This window comes from Nostoc flagelliforme FACHB-838 (assembly GCF_014698065.1).
Taxonomy (GTDB): Bacteria; Cyanobacteriota; Cyanobacteriia; order Cyanobacteriales; family Nostocaceae; genus Nostoc; species Nostoc flagelliforme_B.
Map to the genome: position 1 here is coordinate 142767 of NZ_JACJSI010000004.1, position 18828 is coordinate 161594.

The window sequence follows — 18828 nt, forward strand, 5'->3', positions numbered from 1 at the left end:
AAGCTTTGTAGCATTCACGTAGCATTCACCTTTAAAGGCTACATATTCAATCTACCGCGTCTTCTCTTGGGTCGGTAGCGATCGCAGGGGGGATTTCTCGACTGGGGAACCGTACCTTAAGATATGTTCACAATTACAGAAAGTTGAGATGTCTACAACGCGCTACACCTACGAGTAATTGTTGCTACTTCTTGGACTAGCACTTTCAGATTACAGTTTTAGACTATCTATACAGATGATTAGAATTTTTAGTGATTATTTTGACTAATTTTTTAATACTTCAGCCTACTCCTTTTGTCAGAAGCTAGAAGATGTTTTTTAAGTTACGGATAGCATTTACTACATTCAGCAGCTTTATATTTACATATATATAGCAGTCTCCAAAGTGCGTTTGATGCCTACTATTTAGACCAACTAGACATCATATCACTACTAAGTACTTGCCAAAATTTTTGGCGTTTTGGCACAACTGTCCAGAGTATTCAGAATATTCTGCTAAATTTACTAATTTTCGCAACAGCTTTTCACCGAGTAATTTTGCTACAAGTGCTAAATATTAATTTTATTTATTGTTCATCATGCACAGAAATTCTTAATTAGTGAGAAATTTACCGCAAAAATAAAGTCAACACAATAAAAAAACAATCTTTGTGGCTAATCTTTTAAAATAGACTGCAAATTTGTCTACCACATTCGTTTTAAAAGAAATAAAATAATAGTTATGGTTTGGAAAATAATCCTAATTGTAAATAAATTAAAAACTATTTGAAATATAGTCATCAAGTTTATTATGGAACATATTTCTCAACTAACAGCCGAAATCACAGACAAAGCCGCATACCCGGATATCCTAGTCATATCCAGGATTTTCCTGCCGAAAGAAGCTGTAATTGGGGAATATATCTACAATCGCTGTCTCCAACATCCAGAACGAGTTATTGTGCTGGCGGCTAGTTGTTCAGGAGATCAAGCATTTGATGAAAGTCAACAATTTCCTGTATATCGCTGGTATTACCCTAGATATTGGCGTAGTGGCTGGGTGGGAAGTATTTTAAAGCCTTTAGTCAATATCGTTTGCTCATTTGTTCTAGCAATTAAACTCTATTTTCGCTATCACTATCGTTATATAGAGTGGGGCCACAGCTATGATTTCCCTTCGCTGTTGTTATTGAGCTATTTATTACCTATTCGCTTTTTTATCTATCTGCATGGTAATGATCTTCTTTGTACTTTACACAATCCCCTACTGCGATCGCTATTCAAATTAACACTTAAACGCGCCGAAGGCATTGTTTGTAACAGTTCTTATACAAGAGACTATCTTAGAACTGCTTTACGATTAGATACTCCTACCCACGTTATTAACCCAGTAATCAGACCAGAAAAATTTGGTAATAATGTCGGGAGTCGTAGTAGCCTGGATGATTTACGTGTTCGTGTCCGTCAGACGTACAATATTCCCGAAGCAGCAATAGTTATTCTCTCCATTGGCAGGCTAGTTAACCATAAGGGTTTCAACCGAGTAATTGACAACATTCCACTATTGCTAACTTTTGGGGTCGATGTCCACTATATAATCTGCGGTCAAGGGCCAAGTGAATCTGATCTGAAATCTCTGGCGCATCGTTTGCGGGTAGATAAGCGCGTACACTTTGGCGGATATGTGCCAGAGCGGGGATTAGCAGGCTATTATGCTGCTTGTGACATATTTTCTATGCTGACTTTATCGGATACGAAACCTAATAATATGGAAGGTTTTGGTATGGTTTATTTAGAAGCAAGTTACTTTGGTAAACCCATAATTGCACCTCGTCTAGGCGGTGTTCTAGATACAGTTCAGCATGAAGAGAATGGGATACTGGTTAATCCCAATTCTGGTTATGAAGTATTTCAAGCTTTCAATCGGTTGTGCAAAGATCAACAACTACGTGAACAACTCGGTCGCAAAGGTAAAGAATTAGCCAAGCGTAGAACCCTTCATCGGTCGCTTTATAAATTAGAGGGAAAAAACGCGATTTTGTAATGCAAATAAGCAAGATTGCAGTGTAAAATCTCGCTTGTGATGCGATTATAATATGCAATGAAAAATCTCTGGTTTCGCATAGAGCGATTCTTTCGACGTTACGCAAATCGCCGAATGCAATCTTTTGTCTTTACAATCATTGGATGTCTGGCTGTATTGAGTGTGATTACCTCTGGGGTAATGTATGTTGTGGCTCAACCTGCCTCAACTTCATCTCAACGTCCCGCTGTTAAAGCGCCAAATTTCGGGCGACACTTTCAAGAATTCGGCCATGAAGGCTCAATCTTGATTTACGACTCAAAAAACAACCGCACCTATGAACATAATCCTCAAGGTAATGCAACTGCGATCGCTCCAGCTTCGACATTCAAAATTTTTAACGCGCTGGTAGCTTTAGAAACAGGCGTAGTTCCTGATGATGTGGCGGTTCTCACTTGGGATGGAATTCATCGAGACATTGATGCCTGGAATCATGATACGAATTTGCGTCAAGCCTTTAAAGATTCAACTGTTTGGTTCTATCAAGTACTAGCACGTAGGGCTGGATATGAGCGAATGCAGCAATTTATTAATAAAGTAGGTTACGGGAACCGTCAAATTGGCACAGCCGCAGACATTGATCGTTTTTGGCTACAACAGCAGCTATTGCAAATTACACCCAAAGAGCAAATTAAGTTTTTGCAACGGTTATATCAAGGCGATTTACCTTTCTCCCAAAGGACAATAAATCTTGTCAAAGACATTATGGTACGCGAACAAACTCCAGATTATACACTGCGAGGAAAGACGGGATGGTTAACAAGTACCAAACCAAACATTGGTTGGTTTGTGGGTTATTTAGAGCAAAATAAAAACGTCTACTTTTTCGCAACAACCCTTGATATGGATAAAGCAGAGGATGCACCCGCCCGCATCGAAATTACACGACGCAGCCTCAAAGATTTGGGTTTGCTAGCTCAAATTAACTAACCACCACCAACGATAGTTACCACTTCTAAGCGATCGCCTGGTTGTACTTGCGTTTCCGGCCAAAACTGCCGATGTAAAATTTCACCATTATACTCTACAGCCACCAAGCGGGGGTTAAAACCCAACTGTTGGAGTAAGTCGGGTAAAGAAGTTTGCAACGAACAGCTATGGGTTTCCCCATTTACCTGAACCGTAATCGCGTTAGACATAATTGGGGACTGGGGTATTAAGTATTGGTTATTTACTTTGGACAAATGACAAATAACTCTTTCAAAATTCTGGTTTAATGCGATTAAGTTGAGAGAGCAAATATTGTGTTACTAGTGTAGGCTGTTCGGCTTGCATGAGCGATCGCACCACTGCTACACGTTCGGCTCCGGCATCGATCACATCATTGATATTATTGGCATCTATTCCCCCAATGGCAAACCAGGGAATTGAGCAATTTTTGGCAGCATAGCTGACGTATTCTAGCCCTGTTGCTACCTTACCTAGTTTCGTGGGAGTTTCATAAACCGGCCCCACGCCAATATAATCTACACCTTCAGCAATTGCTGCTTGCATTTCTTCTTTATTGGTGGTAGAAAAACCTATTAAACGCTGTGAACCCAGTAATTGCCGAGCGATGGCAATAGGCATATCTTGTTGTCCCAAATGCACCCCATCGGCATCGACAGCTAAAGCTACATCCACGCGATCGTTAACGATGAACAAAGCACCGTAAATATGGCATAACTGCCGCAGTTTTCTTGCTTGTTCCAGACGCAAAGAATCATCTGCGGTTTTGTCGCGGTATTGTAAAAGCGTTAATCCGCCTTTGAGTGCAGCTTCGACATTGTTCAACAAAGTTTCATGTGGGGAAGTGACAAGATACAAACGCGATCGCCACAATAATTGATGGCGCTGATGACCCATTAAACTACTTTCTAGGGTATAAACCTGATAGCGCATTTGCTTGCAAGCTTTAGCCATAGTTGGCTGGTAAAGCTTGCTGTATTCTTCCAACACCCTTAATGCTTCTTCTATCCGGCAAAAGTTAGCTTGCAATACCGATTTGATACTAGCTCGTTGTTCTTCTTGAGGATGGGTTAACTCTGTCCCAGGATCGCCTGGTGTATCTCGCGCTGCCCGTAATTCCGAGGTATGCCACTTGGCTACTTCTTGGCGCAAGCGTTTGCATTCAAGAGCTAACTGAGCATTATTCAACCCAAACCGACACCATTCCTCGATAATTCGCAAGCCTTCACGAGCGCGATCTAAATTAGCATCTAAAATGCGGTAAACAACTTGCTGTATTTGCTCTTTTTGGCTGTATGGCTCAACCATTACAACAACCCCATTAGTGCTTTCATCGAAGTGTGAATTATCATAAGTCCTAGTAACCATAGTTAATTAATTTGCTTTTTTTTACTAGATTTTTGCTGAATCTACGCAAAACAACGTATTAGTGAGGGTTACAATAAATTATCCCATGTTCCTATAAGCAGTGATAAGGGTAGTTTGAGGCTACAGTTTTGCACTAAGGTTAGTCAAGTATTTTTCGGTAAAGGACAAGCTTACAAAAGACTGGCAAGAGCGAATACATCAGAGAATTCACAATTGTAGAGACGTAGCACTGTTAGGCCTCTACAAGGGTTTTAGATAACGCATATTTAAATTTCACTCCTATTTCTATTAGATACAGCAGATTGCAACAGGCGTGAGGTACAGATAATCGTAGGGAACATGGCTGTGCCCCTACCCATGCAAGACTTTTCGGTTAAGGGGAAAAGGGGAAGGGTTTCATATTTACCTTTACCCCTTCCCCTTTAACCTTTCCCCAGACCACAAGAGAGATTGTTGGATTTATCCGAAAAGTATTGCCTACCCATGTACTTCATTTACCTGAAATACGCTGTATAACAATGACAATGACAGATGCACAATTGATGAATTGTGTCTACCAAGAGATGAAGATGTCTAATTACCATTTATTACTATGTATTAAATATCGTCAATCGTTCAATATATAAGTAATATTATCGACAGAATACTCTCTAAAGAGTATAAGAATTTATTGTTACTTTTAAGGAGCAGTGTTAAATATGATTCTCCCTCGTGTGTTTCCTAAGTACCGTAAAGTAGATATTCTGCTTGTAAACCTGAAGTTTCTGAAATCAGCAAGGCTTTTATTTTTTAATTTTTCAGTATTATCTTTTACTTTAGGTATGGGAACGGCAAGTATGGCGTTCTTAGGTACAAGCCTAGATAGTGCGATCGCTCAGATTCCATCGACACCAGATTCAGCGCCTTTGGGTAAACAAACATCTCAGGTTAAGGTGCTATTTGTCAACCCTAGTGTTGGAGATGACAGCACAGGCAATGGCAGCGAATCCGCCCCTATAAAAACCATTACCCAAGGGTTAAGATTAGCTAACGCCAATACTGTAATTATGCTCTCCACAGGGACTTATAGCGCTGAGACAGGAGAAGAATTTCCCTTAATGCTCAAACCAGGTATTTCAATTCAAGGCAGCCCTAGCAATCAAGGTAAGGATATTATCATTCAGGGAGGCGGTGATTATCTGAGTCGGAGCTTTGGCGGTCAAAATGTCACAATTGTAGGGGCAAATCAAGCCTTGCTCACTGGGGTGACGGTGACGAACCCTAATCGCCGTGGTTACGGTTTATGGATTGAATCTAGCAATCCGGTAGTTACGGAAAATACATTTACTGGCTGTACCCAAGATGGAATTTCCGTCAGTGGTAATGCTGCACCGAGCATTAGCAAGAATTATTTTGAGCGTAATGGAGCCAATGGCATCACAATTGGCGGTAACTCCAATCCTGAAGTCAAAGAAAATATCTTTCATCAAACCGGTTTTGGCATCAATATTGCCCAAAATGCTGCTCCGATCATTATAGGCAATCAAATTCAGAACAATAGATCGGGAATTATAGTACAAGCAAAAGCTCGCCCCATTTTACGGAACAATTCTATTCAAGATAATAAAGAAGATGGTTTAGTTGCGATCGCTCAAGCAATGCCAGATTTGGGTAATACATCCGAACCTGGGGGTAATCAATTTCAAAATAATGCCCGCTACGACATTAACGCCAGCGCTGCCAAACAGGTGATTCCTGCTGCTGGTAACAACCTTGTGAGTAGTCGCATCACTGGTAAGGTAGATATTAACGCAACAACAGCACTAGCAACCGAAAATTCTCAACCTGTTTCTGCTGCCAATAATGTTTTACGAGAAATACCAGCAAACGGTGAAATAACCTTTTCGGCTCCTGAAATGTCTGAAACTAGCAACAGCATTTCCGCAAATAATCCTGTTTCTACACAAATAAACGGCCAATCGCTGCCATTAATGCCAGCCAATGGACAACTTTCCTCGCCTAAATCCAATCAACAATCACCCACCCCTCAAGTCGCCGGATTTCCAACTCCTAGCAGTTTAGCAGGGAGAGAAATAACAACTGACACTCAAGTTGCACAGCCGCCTAATATACCACAGTTAAATTATGTGCGGATTGATCCTAATACGATTGAGTTTACTGCCCCTGAGTATCCATCCAATTCAGTTGCACAGCCACCAGTTACAAGCGTGAAGGAGCAAATACAGCAGCCATTACCAATACTACAAACTGCTGCTTTAGGTGCTTCAGCACTTTTACCACTTCCTGAGAACAATATCCCCATTGCTAATACTCGCAATATGCAAACAAGTTCTGCAAGTATTCCTTATGGTAGTAACTCTGCGACACAATTCGGTGTACGTTATCGCGTAGTAGTTCCACTCTTCACTGATAAAGATCAAGATTTAGTGCGATCGCTTGCTCCTGGTGCATTTCCCACAGTCTGGGAAGGTCAAAGAGTTATGCAAGCAGGAGTATTTAGCAGTGAATATAACGCTAAAGAAATGCTCAAAACACTCTCTAGCAATGGTTTAAGAGCTATTGTGGAGCCATTGAATTAATTGGACATAGGGCAAAAGGGGTAGAGGGGAAAGACTTACCATCCCCTCAAGTCTTTTTCCTCAATTTTAAATTTTATTGCGGGTCAAAATGATATTAATTGCCTTAAGAGAGCGATCGCTTTCCTACTGTGGGGAGGCATCGCTCTTGTAGCCAAGGGCGCGATCGCCTTCGCCGTAAATTAGGTTAAGGCAAGAAAACTCATTATCTAATACTCCAACACGACTTTGAAGTACTTCAACACGACTTTGAAGTACTTCAACACGACTTTGAAGTACCTCAACACGACTTTGAAGTACCTCAACACGACTTTGAAGTACTTCAACACGACTTTGAAGTACCTCAACACGACTTTGAAGTACCTCAACACGACTTTGAAGTACCTCAACACGACTTTGAAGTACCTCAACACGACTTTGAGGTACTCCAACACGACTTTGAGGTATCTATTGCTGATTTAATGTGATTTTTTTGACAATTTAAATAAAATTTTCAGTATAATCCACTAAAAAATAATTAGGTCGATCTTAATTTGCTTTAATTTTTCCGAATTATCTCTCAGAGAAGTTTATTGTTGCCTTGGCTAGAGTATATGCAGTAATCCTATAACTTCCTTCAGGAGCGCATCTCATGGCACGACTAAAACGCAGTTCACCGACTTTAGAAAAGGCTCTCCGTCGAATTGCAGGAATGCGATCAATTAGCCCGACGCTAGAATTTGGCAACGGATTAAATTTGACAAACTACGACAGCCGCATTCAAACCTTGCAAATCCAGCTATCTACCTACAACACTTTACTCTCTAGCATAGATGAAATGGCAGGTCGCCTCTCTCTAATTGAAGAAGAATTGCGCGGCTACTCTGAAAAGATGTTAATGAGTGTGGCAACCCATTATGGCAAAGACAGTTTGCAGTATGTCCAGGCGGGAGGCAAGTCACGCAAGAAATTATCACGCCGTTCGAGCAACACCCAATCCCCATCTGAGAGTACAGCTACAATCTTGAATGGTGCAAACAACAATGGTAAAGAAACCTCTGTTGTTTTACCTTAATCGTTTAACTACATCGTGCTAATAAATTCTTAATTACGAATTACGAATTATTCGGTCACTGGCTCTGCGTCGGAGAACGCCACCTGATACTCCTTATCTTTCCACTCCCTATCCTGGCTTATGATCCAAACGAGTCGCTTGCTCTAGAGCGGCTTTTTCTTTAGCTCGGCGGACATAAGGTTGTAATTGGGCGCGATCGCAACCTGTTAAAATAATCAGGTTTTCCAGGCTGATCCCCCGCATTAACATTTCTACACGCCAGGTTTGTTGTGCTTGTGCTATGGCTGGCGTTTGTCCTTGGGGAGTTAACAGTCCCTCACTCCATACTTGCCAACGTGTCTCAAGCTCTGATTCTGAGAGCGGTTTGCCTGTTTCATTCAAAAACATGGCTGTTTGAGTATCTTTACGACTTTTCAGCCATTTGATTAAGGGATTATTAGTGAAAGAACCGTAGCGTTTGCCCAAAATCCACTGATTCACAGGCACTTGGCGGACAAACCCTGGAATTGTGATTTGTAGAAAGTGTCCTTGAGTATCGTAGATTTGATGCGATCGCTCCAAGCTAATTATTTCCGTGGCAGATAACCCAGCCCCAAATAACAGATAAGCCAAAGCATAATCTCGTATTCCCAATTTCCTGGCTTGTTGCAAAATTTCATGAACTAAACTAGCAGGCAAATCAGCTACTTCTGTGGTAGTAAAACCTCCTTGTAAGGAGTTTATTGCTGATTCTGCTGAAGATGACATCGCTCCATGTAAAAACAACTCCACTAAATTTTCAAGAAAATCATCGCGATCCTCCCAAAGTTCGTGAAATTCACTGGTGAACTCAATTACGGCATACCCCAAGATCATCCCATTCAGCAAACTGGCTAATTTCTCTGCCGGTAAGTAGGTGTTTAGGTGTCCTTGCTGGATTACAGTAGCTAAATACTGGGCTACATAGCGGTTTGCCTCTGTTACTCCCCTGCCTAGTGCGCGGCGATTTTCTGCCGGGAATTGGTCGGCTTCACCCACCACAGACCGGACGAACTCTGGCACTCGTTCTAATGTATGTAAAGTGTCACTTGCATAATCTTTCAGAGCTTGGTAGACATTGCTGGGAGGCGTTGCTCGCCGCACCAGCGATTCACCTAAATCCTTGAAAGCTGCGGACTCTTCCAGTACAGCCAAAAGCAGTCCATGCTTATTGCCAAAATTGCGGAATAGCGTCACTTCATTAACTTCGGCTTTTTCAGCAATTTGGCGGGTTGTGGTAGCGCTGACTCCCTGAGCAGAAAACAACTCAAGTGCAGCTTGAATTAGGCGTTGGCGAGTGGAAATGAGTTGAGATGACATAAAATAATGCAAGTGGCACTTGCACGGATATCAGATTTCTGCTAGCATAACAAATGTAAGTGATACTTGCTTTACTCTACTGTAACGAATTAGTATACAGGGCGGGTAAATCTCTGTGGGATTATACCCAAGAAAAAGCAAATCGCTTGATCATCCATCAACAGGAATTTTTATGACCGCAAATTTTGGGGCGATCGCTCCTGAGAGAGGCAATTCACCTCAACTCAGGTGGATAAATGTGGTATTTTTTGGTGTATTTCATGCTTTAGCACTTCTGGCTCCTTGGTTTTTCTCCTGGCCAGCATTAGGTTTACTAGTGTTTCTGCACTGGTTATTCGGGAGCATTGGTATTTGCTTGGGATATCACCGACTACTGAGCCATAAGAGTTTCCAAGTTCCCAAATGGTTAGAGTATGCGATCGCCCTCATCGGAGCGTTGGCTTTGCAAGGTGGGCCAATTTTTTGGGTAGGTGGACACCGCCAGCATCACGCCCACACAGAAGATATTGACCTAGACCCCTACTCTGCCCAAAAAGGATTTTGGTGGAGCCATATACTATGGATTTTCTACCCGCGTCCAGAATTTTTTGACTATGACACCTATAAAAAATATGCTCCTGACTTAGCAAGACAACCCTTTTATTGCTGGCTGGATCGCTATTTCTTGCTGTTGCAAATACCCTTCGGGTTGCTGCTTTATGCTTTAGGAGGATGGTCTTTTGTCTTCTACGGAGTGTTTCTCAGGTGTGTCTTGCTTTGGCACTCAACCTGGTTTGTGAACTCAGCATCACATCTGTGGGGTTATCGCACCTTTGATGCTGATGATGGCGCTCGTAATCTTTGGTGGGTATCCATCGTCACTTATGGAGAAGGATGGCACAATAACCATCATACTTATCCCCACATGGCGAAATCTGGCTTGTCTTGGTGGGAGATTGATGTTACTTGGTGGAGCATCCAAGTTTTGCAGACTTTGGGTTTAGCCAAAAAAGTTGTCTCGCGTCCCCCTCAAGGTGCAAATAACGGCTAAATTGCAACTAAATTATCATGAATTTGTTATGCCGATTGCTTTTCGTAGTCGGCTTAATAAACTATTACGCATTTTAATTGCATATTTACATGATGATTAATACTTCTAGGTTTCGCCAGACGATTCTGCTAGCTGTCATCACACTCAACCTCATTTCTACTTGGCTACACTACATAGACAATGCACTATTTTTGAGTCGATATCCTGGCCCCCAGTGGTTCACTTCTGTTGGAGTAATTAGCACTGTGATTGTGATGACTCCAGTAGGATTGTTGGGATATTGGTTTTACACCAAAAGGATGTTTTGGTTGGCGTACTTTTTATTAGCCTTATACTCAATCACTAGTATCTCCAGTCCAGCCCATTATCTCTTTCCGATGGTTGCTCCCATGTCTTTGAAAATGCATAGCCTAATTTGGCTGGATGGATTTATGGGACTGTTACTGATAGTTTCTTTGCTGTGGTCTAGTCTTGTATTGAAAGAGTGGCGTAGTAAAATATTTACAAATTGACATAACATATAATATATTAAGTGAAATTGCCCCCCCATTTTATTAAGTCTAATTAAATAATCTGTTACTAGCTATTTTACGGTAAAATCTAACGGTTTAAATCAGCGCAATACACCAAGCGTGAAAACTGACAGCATTTTTTACCGCCTTTTTCAAGAACTTCCTAGCATCTTTTTTGAATTAATTGGTAATCCACCGCAAACGGCAGAGGATTATAAATTCTCCTCAATCGAAATCAAGCAAACTGCATTCCGTATAGATGGTGTTTTTCTTCCAACACAAGGGGAAGAAAATCCGATTTTCTTTGTTGAAGTCCAGTTTCAAACCGACACAGAAATTTATTCACGCTTACTTTCAGAAATTTCTTTATACTTACGCCAAAATAAACCTAAAAATTCTTGGCGAGGAGTAGTTATCTATCCCAATCGCAGTTTAGATACAGCAGATATCAAGAATTACAGTGAATTTTTCACTAGTGGGCGCATCAGCCGCATTTATCTTAATGAATTAGGTGAAACTGCATTATTACCAGTTGGAATTGCTACGATGAAATTAGTGGTCGATGAAGAGGAGACAGCAATTACATCTGCTAGGCAGTTAATACACAGAACCCAGCAAGAAATCAACATTGAACCACAACGGCGGCAGTTACTAGAATTGATAGAGACAATTTTGGTTTACAAGTTTCCGACAATGAGTCGAGAGGAGATTGAAGGTATGTTTGGGTTAAGTGATTTGAAACAAACACGAGTTTATCAAGAAGGCAAGCAAGAAGGCAAGCAGGAAGGCAAGCAGGAAGGCAAACAAGAAGGAGCGCGTGAAGAAAAGTTTAGAATGATACCTTTGTTGTTGAGATTGGGATTAAGTTTTGAAGAAACAGCGAAAGAGTTAGGTTTGAGCCTAGAAGAGATTCAGCAAGAAATGCAAAAACAGCCTCCAAGTCAGGATAAGTAACCTATAATTAGCAGCGATCGCAGATACCTCTAAATATTCCTGCTATTTTCCATTCCCATTAATTTTTTATTTTTTATATGATTTCGCTCTCTCCCATTGTCCAAGCTAGACTTTCCCAACCCCTCAAAATTGGCTCGTTTGAGGTAAAAAGTCGGGTTCTCCAATCCCCTCTCTCTGGGGTGACAGATATGGTGTTTCGTCGTCTTGTGCGTCGCTATGCGCCAGATTCGATGATGTATACCGAAATGGTGAATGCTACAGGGTTGCATTATGTCAAGCAGCTACCCATAATCATGGAGGTAGACCCAAATGAGCGCCCAATTAGCATTCAACTATTTGATTGTCGTCCAGATTTTTTAGCAGAAGCAGCAGTAAAGGCAGTTGCAGAAGGTGCTGATACTGTAGATATTAATATGGGTTGTCCGGTAAATAAAATCACTAAAAATGGTGGTGGTTCTTCGTTGTTGCGGCAACCAGAAGTAGCAGAAGCAATTGTGCGGGAAGTGGTAAAAGCTGTTGATGTACCTGTGACAGTAAAAACCCGTATTGGCTGGAATGATAACGAAATTACTATTCTCGACTTTGCCAAGCGGATGGAAGATGCAGGGGCAAAAATGATCACAGTACACGGACGCACCCGCGCCCAAGGATACAATGGCAATGCCCGTTGGGAATGGATTGCGCGTGTGAAAGAAGTGCTTTCTATCCCAGTGATTGGGAATGGAGATATTTTTTCCGTTGAAGCAGCAGTGAAATGTTTAGAGCAAACTGGCGCTGATGGTGTGATGTGTTCCCGTGGAACTTTGGGTTATCCCTTTTTGGTGGGAGAAATTGATCACTTCCTGAAAACTGGGGAGATATTACCGACACCTACACCGATTCAGCGTTTGGAATGTGCAAGAGATCATTTACAAGCCTTATGGGAATATAAAGGTGATCGCGGTGTACGTCAAGCCCGTAAGCACATGACTTGGTATGCTAAAGGTTTCGTTGGTGCTGCCGAACTCCGAGGACAGCTAAGTTTAGTTGAAAAAGTAGATCAAGGTTTGGCAATGATTGACCAAGCAATTGAAAAATTGGCTAATGGTTATGAACTTGAAGAAGAAGTGGATGGTAGTTTAGTGATGCTTTAAAAAATAGATTTACCCATAAAACCTATGTCAAATAAAACAATTAAAATTATTATTTTTTATGTAAATAAAGTGAGCGATCGCACAACTTGTTTCAATCCCTAATAGGGATTTTATTGAATTGCAATACCTGCTGATATTCCCATTAAATCTAGTGGGTTGCCTGACGCTGATTTATTTGCTTTTTTAGTAAATATTGATGAATCAATTGAAGGTGCATGGCAATTGTGGACGCGGTTTGATGCTGAGATGATTAATGCCATGATTGGGCAATTAAACGAGCTACGACGTGACCCACAAGAGCGAATGAATGAGTATTTAAAAGCTCGATTTGATGAGTGGAAACAGCAAAATAGAAGTAGTTATTACCAAGCCTTCGGAGGTGATTCATGATTATAATTAGCATAATCCTGAGTCGAGGGATTGATTCAATCACAAGCGATCGCTAAGAGTGAAAATTACTTCACCGGTGCGATCGCTTGTGTTTTAGCTATCTAGTTCCAATCATTCTAGAGAGTACAGATAAGACAATCAGCGCGGCTGCAACGCCAGAGGCAATATCAAGCCAATAACGCTTTCTTGCTTCCTTCAAGTCTTTCCTGAGTCCTACTAGTTCTTGGCGGATGGCAACAAGTTCATCGATAGATTGAGGCTTTTGGGGATTAGACATTGATTTTGCCCTATACGAGTAGATTGATTCACTTCTATATCTCCCCAAAAGCCAGACAAACGAACATTGTATTAAATATTACTTAAAACAACATGGCAACAGAGTTTAGCATTGATTTCAAAGGGCAATCATACCCGTTCAACAATTTCTCTAAAATTTACTTCCAAGGGCTAGTAGAGTGCCTTAGCAAGGTTTCAATCCCTAATAGGGATTTTATTGAATTGCAATCGATCGCTGATGTTGCAGATAAAGATTGCCTTGCTGTTTCAATCCCTAATAGGGATTTTATTGAATTGCAATGCGCTTTTGGTTGCCGTCGCTGTCTTGGTTTTGATGTTTCAATCCCTAATAGGGATTTTATTGAATTGCAATAAGGCGACATCAGCTAGGGCAAGCGCACTAGTAGGTTTCAATCCCTAATAGGGATTTTATTGAATTGCAATAGGCGTTGACCTCTCCGCAGGGTTGAAAGATAGCGTTTCAATCCCTAATAGGGATTTTATTGAATTGCAATAGCCATTGGACAGAATCAAAGCGGCAGTGTCGCTATGTTTCAATCCCTAATAGGGATTTTATTGAATTGCAATATACCCAACAGGAAGAGAAGATTGGCATAAAGTTTCAATCCCTAATAGGGATTTTATTGAATTGCAATTCAGCGCAGTATTCTGTAATATTACGAAGGCTATCGTTTCAATCCCTAATAGGGATTTTATTGAATTGCAATTTATGATATGGCGATCGCTAGAATAATTTATTGTTTCAATCCCTAATAGGGATTTTATTGAATTGCAATGGGTTAAGTCTTTGTCTTCGTAGTAAGTATAGACAGGTTTCAATCCCTAATAGGGATTTTATTGAATTGCAATGCTGGGGTCTAAAAGCCTTGTTGTATTTGGTTTTCAAGGTCCAGTTGCGCGAATAGGAAAATGATAACACAGGCAATAGTCATAACACAAGATGCAAATCGCTGAAACCCAGTCCCCAAAAGGTGCGCGGATGGTTTAAAAGTGCCATTGCCCTCAAAGTCTTGTATAGATGGAGCGTACAGCAATTTTTGCCCCTTCTCATTTTGTACACCTACCCATCCGCGCATTTGGCAAGGAAATTAGCCTAATTACCGATCGCTACCTCTATTACAATAAGCGATCGCCTAATCCTTGCACGCCTTAATTTACCAAATCAGGGAATACCTCTTGCACAGCAGGATGCACTAAGCGATGGTTCTGCACATTCACACCCTTAGCTAATGCTGGGTTAACTTCCAGTGCCTTAATTCCCAAATTCGCCAACTGGACGACATAGGGTAATGTACTATTATTGAGTGCCTGGGTTGCTGTCCAAGGTACTGCTCCTGGCATATTGGGAACGCCATAGTGCACCACGCCCTCTTCAACATACACCGGATTTGTGTGTGATGTCGGGTGCAAAGTTTCTATGCAACCACCTTGGTCAACGGCTACATCAACTATTACAGAACCAGGACGCATTTGTTTAACCAATTCACGGGATACTAGTATTGGCGCTCTACGTCCTAACACTAACACTGCACCGATGAGTAAATCGGCTTCTTTGACTGCGGCTTCAATATGAGCAGAGTTGCTGTAAAGCAATTCGACTCTAGAGCCAAAAAGGGTTTCTAAATAAGATAAGCGCTCGACACTCACATCTAAAATCTGGATGATCGCACCCATACCTACGGCAATTTTAGCTGCTTCTGTGCCAACAACACCGCCACCTAAAATTACTACTTTACCTGGTTGGACTCCAGGGACACCGCCTAAAAGAACCCCTCTACCGCCTTGCTGACGTTCTAGGAATCTCGCTCCAAATTGTACTGCAAGCCGACCAGCAATCACGCTCATGGGCGTGAGCAAGGGTAGCCTATTAGCACCAGGTTGTTCTACAGTTTCGTAAGCGATCGCAGTTGTGCCACAATCAATTAAATTCTCTGTCAATTTGCGATCGGCTGCTAAATGTAAATAAGTAAATAATATCTGCCCTTTCTGCAAAAATTTATACTCAGATGTCAGAGGTTCTTTAACTTTAACAACCAATTCTCGATTCCAAGCCGTTTCTGATGTGGGGACAATCTCGGCTCCAGCACTTCTGTAGTCATCATCTGAAAATCCAGCACCATTACCTGCTTGCGTCTGGACGAAGATGCTATGACCATTTTCTCGCAGCACCCGCACACTAGAAGGACTTAAACCTACCCGAAATTCTTGATCCTTACTTTCCTTGGGAACGCCAATTTCCATATATCGCCTCTGATAATTTTTTTGTTTAACTGTAGCCTGCCAATTTCAAGCTTGCTATTTTCGTCTTGCTACTGACTTATTACAGATAGCTGTATTAGAGATCGTTAATCTGTGTTCTAAGTTTCTCAATTTAATCTGAGTAGCCCCAAACTCTTGCCCTTGACTATTGGCGCAGTATTTATACAATATATAAAGAATAGTAACAATTTATTAAAAGAGTGATTGTATCGCTGCCTACTAGGATGCTTTTGCTGAATTTATTAAGTAATCTTGGCATTCAAGCACTGCAATCTGCTTTTAAGCTACTAAGTGTAGGTAAAAATTAAGGGAAAAAGAACGAGTCAATTCCTTTAACCTTTATCGCTTATCCTTACTTTCACCGACTTCTGCCAGAAGTCTAACATTAAGTCCCGTTTGCCAAAAAAAGGTTTCTTAAAAATGACACAAACACAACCAACAATTACGCCTAAACTAGAGGAGCCTAAGTTTGGCTTTAACGAATATGCCGAACGCTTGAATGGTCGAGCGGCAATGATTGGCTTCGCTTTAGCGCTAGTGATTGAATATACAACCAATCAAGGGGTGCTATCATGGCTAGGTCTGAAGTAGTGCCACCAACAAGCACAGGGTGGAAGTTATAAGCTAGTAATTAAAAGAGTTTCAACCAGCTGGAACAACCAGTTGGTTTTGACTTTAATAAATGATAGTGAAGTACTTCGCCCTACATACTTTAATTAGACTTATTTATAAATAATTATCCTAGAATGTAAGTAAGAGAGGAATCAAAATACCTATTAGTGATTGAAATATCATAGATTTGCAAGTAGTATATGCAAGACGATTAATGAGTAAATTTCCTCCCCTACTAAAAAAAATTACAATTAGTGTCTGCCTTGAATGAGAAAGGCGAATTACGGGTGAGGTATTCTTGATAAATATACACAAAAGCTGAACTGGAACCAACCAAGCTGTGATGAATGCTGTATTACCTCGTTTTTTGAAGTCAACCTACCGAAAAGAGCCAATAATCAGTGTATTGATGACAATGGGCGCTATGGATGCCCTGATTGGCGGATTAAATGATAGCTGGTCATTGTTCGCTTTTGGTTTGGGAACGGCAGGGATAGCGCTAGCCTTTAAGTTGTGGCGTTTTCAGCAGCGTCGTCCTGTAGTAGAGGAGCCTGTGGTGCAACATTATTTGCCCTCTCGCTCTTCTAGTGCGCCTTTACCGATGTTAAGCGTTTCTAAGAAAAAACCACCTCTTTAACAAGTGCAGAGTTATTACTTAATAACTCTGCAAAACTTATTGGGGTAAATGTATCTATAAAAGTGAGGAAAAAGAGTGAGTAGTGAGGGAAAAGGTCGGGGTAATTTTCTACGCCCGTATTTTATCTTGGGATTTATGGCAGCTGTTGCCCTTCCAGTGACTACCTGGGAAGGGTTTCATATTCATCAGGCTCATGCTGCCATTGAAGTAATACCAAGCTCCCAAGCTACCAACAGCTTTGGTAACGCTCAACTACTTTACACACTCAAAGGGCATAAGGGAACTGTTAAATCCCTTGCTTTCAGTCCAGATAGCAGAATTCTTGCTAGTGGAGGTGCAGAAAACGAAGGTGTAATTCGCCTGTGGAATCCAGTAAACGGCAAAAAGTTGGGGAATATTAACAAAGCACACAAAGCAGCCGTAGAATCTTTAGTGATTTCGCCAGATGGTCGAACCCTCGCTAGTTGTAGTGATGACAACACGATTAATCTCTGGAGCCTGAACAATTTTAAATTTAGCCGCTCTTTTGTCGGACATACCAGTAACGTATTATCTTTAGCGGTGTCTCCTGATAGTAAAGTCCTCATTAGTGGAGCTTTGGATGGGATTCGTATATGGGATTTATTGCAGCAGCGCCCTCTAGGGACTCTAGTACGCTTTGATAATTTGATTTATACCCTGGCAATTAGTCCTGATGGGCAGACCTTGGCTAGTGGTGATAATAAGGGTGTAATTAAGTTGTGGAATTTGAGTACTGGTAAATTAATTAATGAATTAGTAGCTCATTCTAATGGTGTTAACGCTGTCATTTTTACACCAGATGGGCAAACATTAGTTACCGCTAGCCGCGATCGCACAGTAAAACTGTGGAATATTAATACTGGAGAACTAGTCCGCACCCTGACAGGACATAATAACTGGGTAAATGCGATCACCATTAATCCCGATGGACAAACCCTTGCTAGTGCTGGTAGAGATGGGATTAAATTATGGGATTTAACTACAGGCGAGTTAATAAATACGCTGAGTGGACATACAGACTGGGTAAGTGCGATCGCTTTTAGTCCAAATGGCAAAATTCTTGCCAGTGGTGGATTTGATCAACAAATTAAAATTTGGGGAACTCCAGTAAAACCTAATTAACAGCGAACACCAGTTACGCAACTACTTTCAGTAGTCTACTTTCAGTAGTCGAGGAACTGAATGACGTGTCGTGAAAAGTGCGTAGTTTACCCCCGTAGGCATCGCCTCACAGTAGTACTAAGGTGATTTACTTTCTTCAGGTATTAAGAATTATTCAAACTATTCGATAATAAATTGGGAAACCTAATGCCAGTCGTTCATGGGGTTTTTCCAAAACGTGTTGGCTCACTGCACGACCTCTCTGTTGTAGTGATTACCGCCCACGTTTATAGCCTGATGGTGATTTTTAGATTGTTAGCTAAAATTTAGTCTTGCCTTTTTAGAGATTTTGTAGTAAAAAATCAACCAAAGCTCCAGATCAAATTTTGCTATAACTAGCCAAAATGAATGATGGTAGCACTAAGAGCGATGTCTACGACGGGCTACACCTACCGCAATGTTGAATAACTGTGAATACTTGATGAAAATACAGCCGAATTAATATCATATCCAGCAAATTACTGTAAGTATAAACA

Annotated in this window: 18 protein-coding genes and 1 CRISPR repeat array; of the genes, 13 read left to right on the plus strand and 5 right to left on the minus strand. The window is 41.1% G+C overall.

The window, feature by feature from the left end; translation table 11 throughout:
• Positions 1-790 precede the first annotated feature (790 nt).
• Positions 791-2023, plus strand: coding sequence for a glycosyltransferase family 4 protein (locus H6G97_RS03610; RefSeq protein WP_190939338.1), 1233 nt, complete (start codon positions 791-793; stop codon positions 2021-2023).
• A gap of 114 nt (positions 2024-2137) precedes the next feature.
• Positions 2138-2992, plus strand: a complete 855-nt coding sequence (gene blaOXA / locus H6G97_RS03615) for a class D beta-lactamase (RefSeq protein WP_190939373.1) — start codon at positions 2138-2140, stop codon at positions 2990-2992.
• Here the strand turns inward: blaOXA and thiS are convergent.
• Both thiS and H6G97_RS03625 read right to left on the minus strand, forming a co-directional pair.
• The gene (thiS, locus tag H6G97_RS03620) at positions 2989-3201 is read right to left on the minus strand and encodes a sulfur carrier protein ThiS (protein WP_190939339.1); all 213 of its coding nucleotides are present in this window, start codon (positions 3199-3201) and stop codon (positions 2989-2991) included. The genes blaOXA and thiS overlap by 4 nt on opposite strands.
• A gap of 61 nt (positions 3202-3262) precedes the next feature.
• A complete protein-coding gene (locus H6G97_RS03625) occupies positions 3263-4378 on the minus strand; it encodes a thiamine phosphate synthase (RefSeq protein WP_190939340.1) in 1116 nt (371 codons plus the stop codon).
• 698 nt (positions 4379-5076) lie between these two features.
• Here H6G97_RS03625 and H6G97_RS03630 point away from each other — a divergent pair.
• Together H6G97_RS03630 and H6G97_RS03635 are read left to right on the plus strand one after the other, a co-directional pair.
• Positions 5077-6957 carry a DUF1565 domain-containing protein gene (locus tag H6G97_RS03630; protein WP_190939341.1) on the plus strand — a complete coding sequence of 627 codons (1881 nt, stop codon included), beginning with the start codon at positions 5077-5079 and terminating at the stop codon, positions 6955-6957.
• 628 nt (positions 6958-7585) lie between these two features.
• Positions 7586-8008 carry a hypothetical protein gene (locus H6G97_RS03635; RefSeq protein WP_190939342.1) on the plus strand — a complete coding sequence of 141 codons (423 nt, stop codon included), beginning with the start codon at positions 7586-7588 and terminating at the stop codon, positions 8006-8008.
• Positions 8009-8116: 108 nt separating this feature from the next.
• Here the strand turns inward: H6G97_RS03635 and H6G97_RS03640 are convergent, their stop codons facing one another.
• Positions 8117-9346: a TetR family transcriptional regulator gene (locus tag H6G97_RS03640; protein WP_190939343.1), complete on the minus strand. Its 1230-nt coding sequence runs from the start codon at positions 9344-9346 to the stop codon at positions 8117-8119.
• A 172-nt stretch (positions 9347-9518) separates the two neighbouring features.
• Here H6G97_RS03640 and H6G97_RS03645 point away from each other — a divergent pair, with 172 nt between their 5' ends.
• From H6G97_RS03645 to H6G97_RS03665, 5 genes are all read left to right on the plus strand, one after another.
• Positions 9519-10376: an acyl-CoA desaturase gene (locus H6G97_RS03645; protein ID WP_190939344.1), complete on the plus strand. Its 858-nt coding sequence runs from the start codon at positions 9519-9521 to the stop codon at positions 10374-10376.
• Between the two features lie 89 nt (positions 10377-10465).
• A complete protein-coding gene (locus H6G97_RS03650) occupies positions 10466-10888 on the plus strand; it encodes a hypothetical protein (protein WP_190939345.1) in 423 nt (140 codons plus the stop codon).
• A 120-nt stretch (positions 10889-11008) separates the two neighbouring features.
• A complete protein-coding gene (locus H6G97_RS03655) occupies positions 11009-11842 on the plus strand; it encodes an Rpn family recombination-promoting nuclease/putative transposase (protein WP_190939346.1) in 834 nt (277 codons plus the stop codon).
• Positions 11843-11919: 77 nt separating this feature from the next.
• Positions 11920-12975, plus strand: a complete 1056-nt coding sequence (gene dusB / locus H6G97_RS03660) for a tRNA dihydrouridine synthase DusB (protein WP_190939347.1) — start codon at positions 11920-11922, stop codon at positions 12973-12975.
• A gap of 156 nt (positions 12976-13131) precedes the next feature.
• Positions 13132-13365 carry a hypothetical protein gene (locus H6G97_RS03665; protein ID WP_190939348.1) on the plus strand — a complete coding sequence of 78 codons (234 nt, stop codon included), beginning with the start codon at positions 13132-13134 and terminating at the stop codon, positions 13363-13365.
• Between the two features lie 97 nt (positions 13366-13462).
• Here H6G97_RS03665 and H6G97_RS03670 read toward each other — a convergent pair whose 3' ends face one another.
• The gene (locus H6G97_RS03670; protein ID WP_190939349.1) at positions 13463-13642 is read right to left on the minus strand and encodes a hypothetical protein; all 180 of its coding nucleotides are present in this window, start codon (positions 13640-13642) and stop codon (positions 13463-13465) included.
• Between the two features lie 191 nt (positions 13643-13833).
• A CRISPR array of direct repeats spans positions 13834-14511; the repeat unit is 37 nt; unit sequence GTTTCAATCCCTAATAGGGATTTTATTGAATTGCAAT.
• A gap of 169 nt (positions 14512-14680) precedes the next feature.
• On the opposite strand from H6G97_RS03670, the gene H6G97_RS54665 reads away from it, so the two are divergent.
• A complete protein-coding gene (locus tag H6G97_RS54665; RefSeq protein ID WP_277883252.1) occupies positions 14681-14815 on the plus strand; it encodes a hypothetical protein in 135 nt (44 codons plus the stop codon).
• Here the strand turns inward: H6G97_RS54665 and ald are convergent.
• On the minus strand, positions 14812-15903 hold the full coding sequence (gene ald, locus H6G97_RS03675; RefSeq protein WP_190939350.1) for an alanine dehydrogenase: 1092 nt from the start codon (positions 15901-15903) through the stop codon (positions 14812-14814). The two genes, H6G97_RS54665 and ald, sit on opposite strands and share 4 nt — an antisense overlap.
• 438 nt (positions 15904-16341) lie before the next feature.
• On the opposite strand from ald, the gene H6G97_RS03680 reads away from it, so the two are divergent.
• The 3 genes from H6G97_RS03680 to H6G97_RS03690 all read left to right on the plus strand — a co-directional run bounded on the left by H6G97_RS03680 (position 16342) and on the right by H6G97_RS03690 (position 18313).
• A complete protein-coding gene (locus H6G97_RS03680) occupies positions 16342-16512 on the plus strand; it encodes a chlorophyll a/b-binding protein (RefSeq protein ID WP_190939351.1) in 171 nt (56 codons plus the stop codon).
• A 364-nt stretch (positions 16513-16876) separates the two neighbouring features.
• Positions 16877-17170: a hypothetical protein gene (locus tag H6G97_RS03685; protein WP_190939352.1), complete on the plus strand. Its 294-nt coding sequence runs from the start codon at positions 16877-16879 to the stop codon at positions 17168-17170.
• A 135-nt stretch (positions 17171-17305) separates the two neighbouring features.
• Positions 17306-18313: a WD40 repeat domain-containing protein gene (locus tag H6G97_RS03690; RefSeq protein WP_190939374.1), complete on the plus strand. Its 1008-nt coding sequence runs from the start codon at positions 17306-17308 to the stop codon at positions 18311-18313.
• The last annotated feature ends 515 nt before the right edge of the window (positions 18314-18828 follow it).

Excerpts from the sequence above, each read along its gene's own strand:
- H6G97_RS03610 (WP_190939338.1), top strand. The coding sequence starts at position 791 with ATGGAACATATTTCTCAACTAACAGCCGAAATCACAGACAAAGCCGCA.
- blaOXA (WP_190939373.1), top strand. The coding sequence starts at position 2,138 with ATGCAATCTTTTGTCTTTACAATCATTGGATGTCTGGCTGTATTGAGT.
- thiS (WP_190939339.1), bottom strand. The coding sequence starts at position 3,201 with ATGTCTAACGCGATTACGGTTCAGGTAAATGGGGAAACCCATAGCTGT.
- H6G97_RS03625 (WP_190939340.1), bottom strand. The coding sequence starts at position 4,378 with ATGGTTACTAGGACTTATGATAATTCACACTTCGATGAAAGCACTAAT.
- H6G97_RS03630 (WP_190939341.1), top strand. The coding sequence starts at position 5,077 with ATGATTCTCCCTCGTGTGTTTCCTAAGTACCGTAAAGTAGATATTCTG.
- H6G97_RS03635 (WP_190939342.1), top strand. The coding sequence starts at position 7,586 with ATGGCACGACTAAAACGCAGTTCACCGACTTTAGAAAAGGCTCTCCGT.
- H6G97_RS03640 (WP_190939343.1), bottom strand. The coding sequence starts at position 9,346 with ATGTCATCTCAACTCATTTCCACTCGCCAACGCCTAATTCAAGCTGCA.
- H6G97_RS03645 (WP_190939344.1), top strand. The coding sequence starts at position 9,519 with ATGACCGCAAATTTTGGGGCGATCGCTCCTGAGAGAGGCAATTCACCT.
- H6G97_RS03650 (WP_190939345.1), top strand. The coding sequence starts at position 10,466 with ATGATGATTAATACTTCTAGGTTTCGCCAGACGATTCTGCTAGCTGTC.
- dusB (WP_190939347.1), top strand. The coding sequence starts at position 11,920 with ATGATTTCGCTCTCTCCCATTGTCCAAGCTAGACTTTCCCAACCCCTC.
- H6G97_RS03670 (WP_190939349.1), bottom strand. The coding sequence starts at position 13,642 with ATGTCTAATCCCCAAAAGCCTCAATCTATCGATGAACTTGTTGCCATC.
- H6G97_RS54665 (WP_277883252.1), top strand. The coding sequence starts at position 14,681 with ATGGAGCGTACAGCAATTTTTGCCCCTTCTCATTTTGTACACCTACCC.
- ald (WP_190939350.1), bottom strand. The coding sequence starts at position 15,903 with ATGGAAATTGGCGTTCCCAAGGAAAGTAAGGATCAAGAATTTCGGGTA.
- H6G97_RS03680 (WP_190939351.1), top strand. The coding sequence starts at position 16,342 with ATGACACAAACACAACCAACAATTACGCCTAAACTAGAGGAGCCTAAG.
- H6G97_RS03685 (WP_190939352.1), top strand. The coding sequence starts at position 16,877 with ATGAATGCTGTATTACCTCGTTTTTTGAAGTCAACCTACCGAAAAGAG.
- H6G97_RS03690 (WP_190939374.1), top strand. The coding sequence starts at position 17,306 with ATGGCAGCTGTTGCCCTTCCAGTGACTACCTGGGAAGGGTTTCATATT.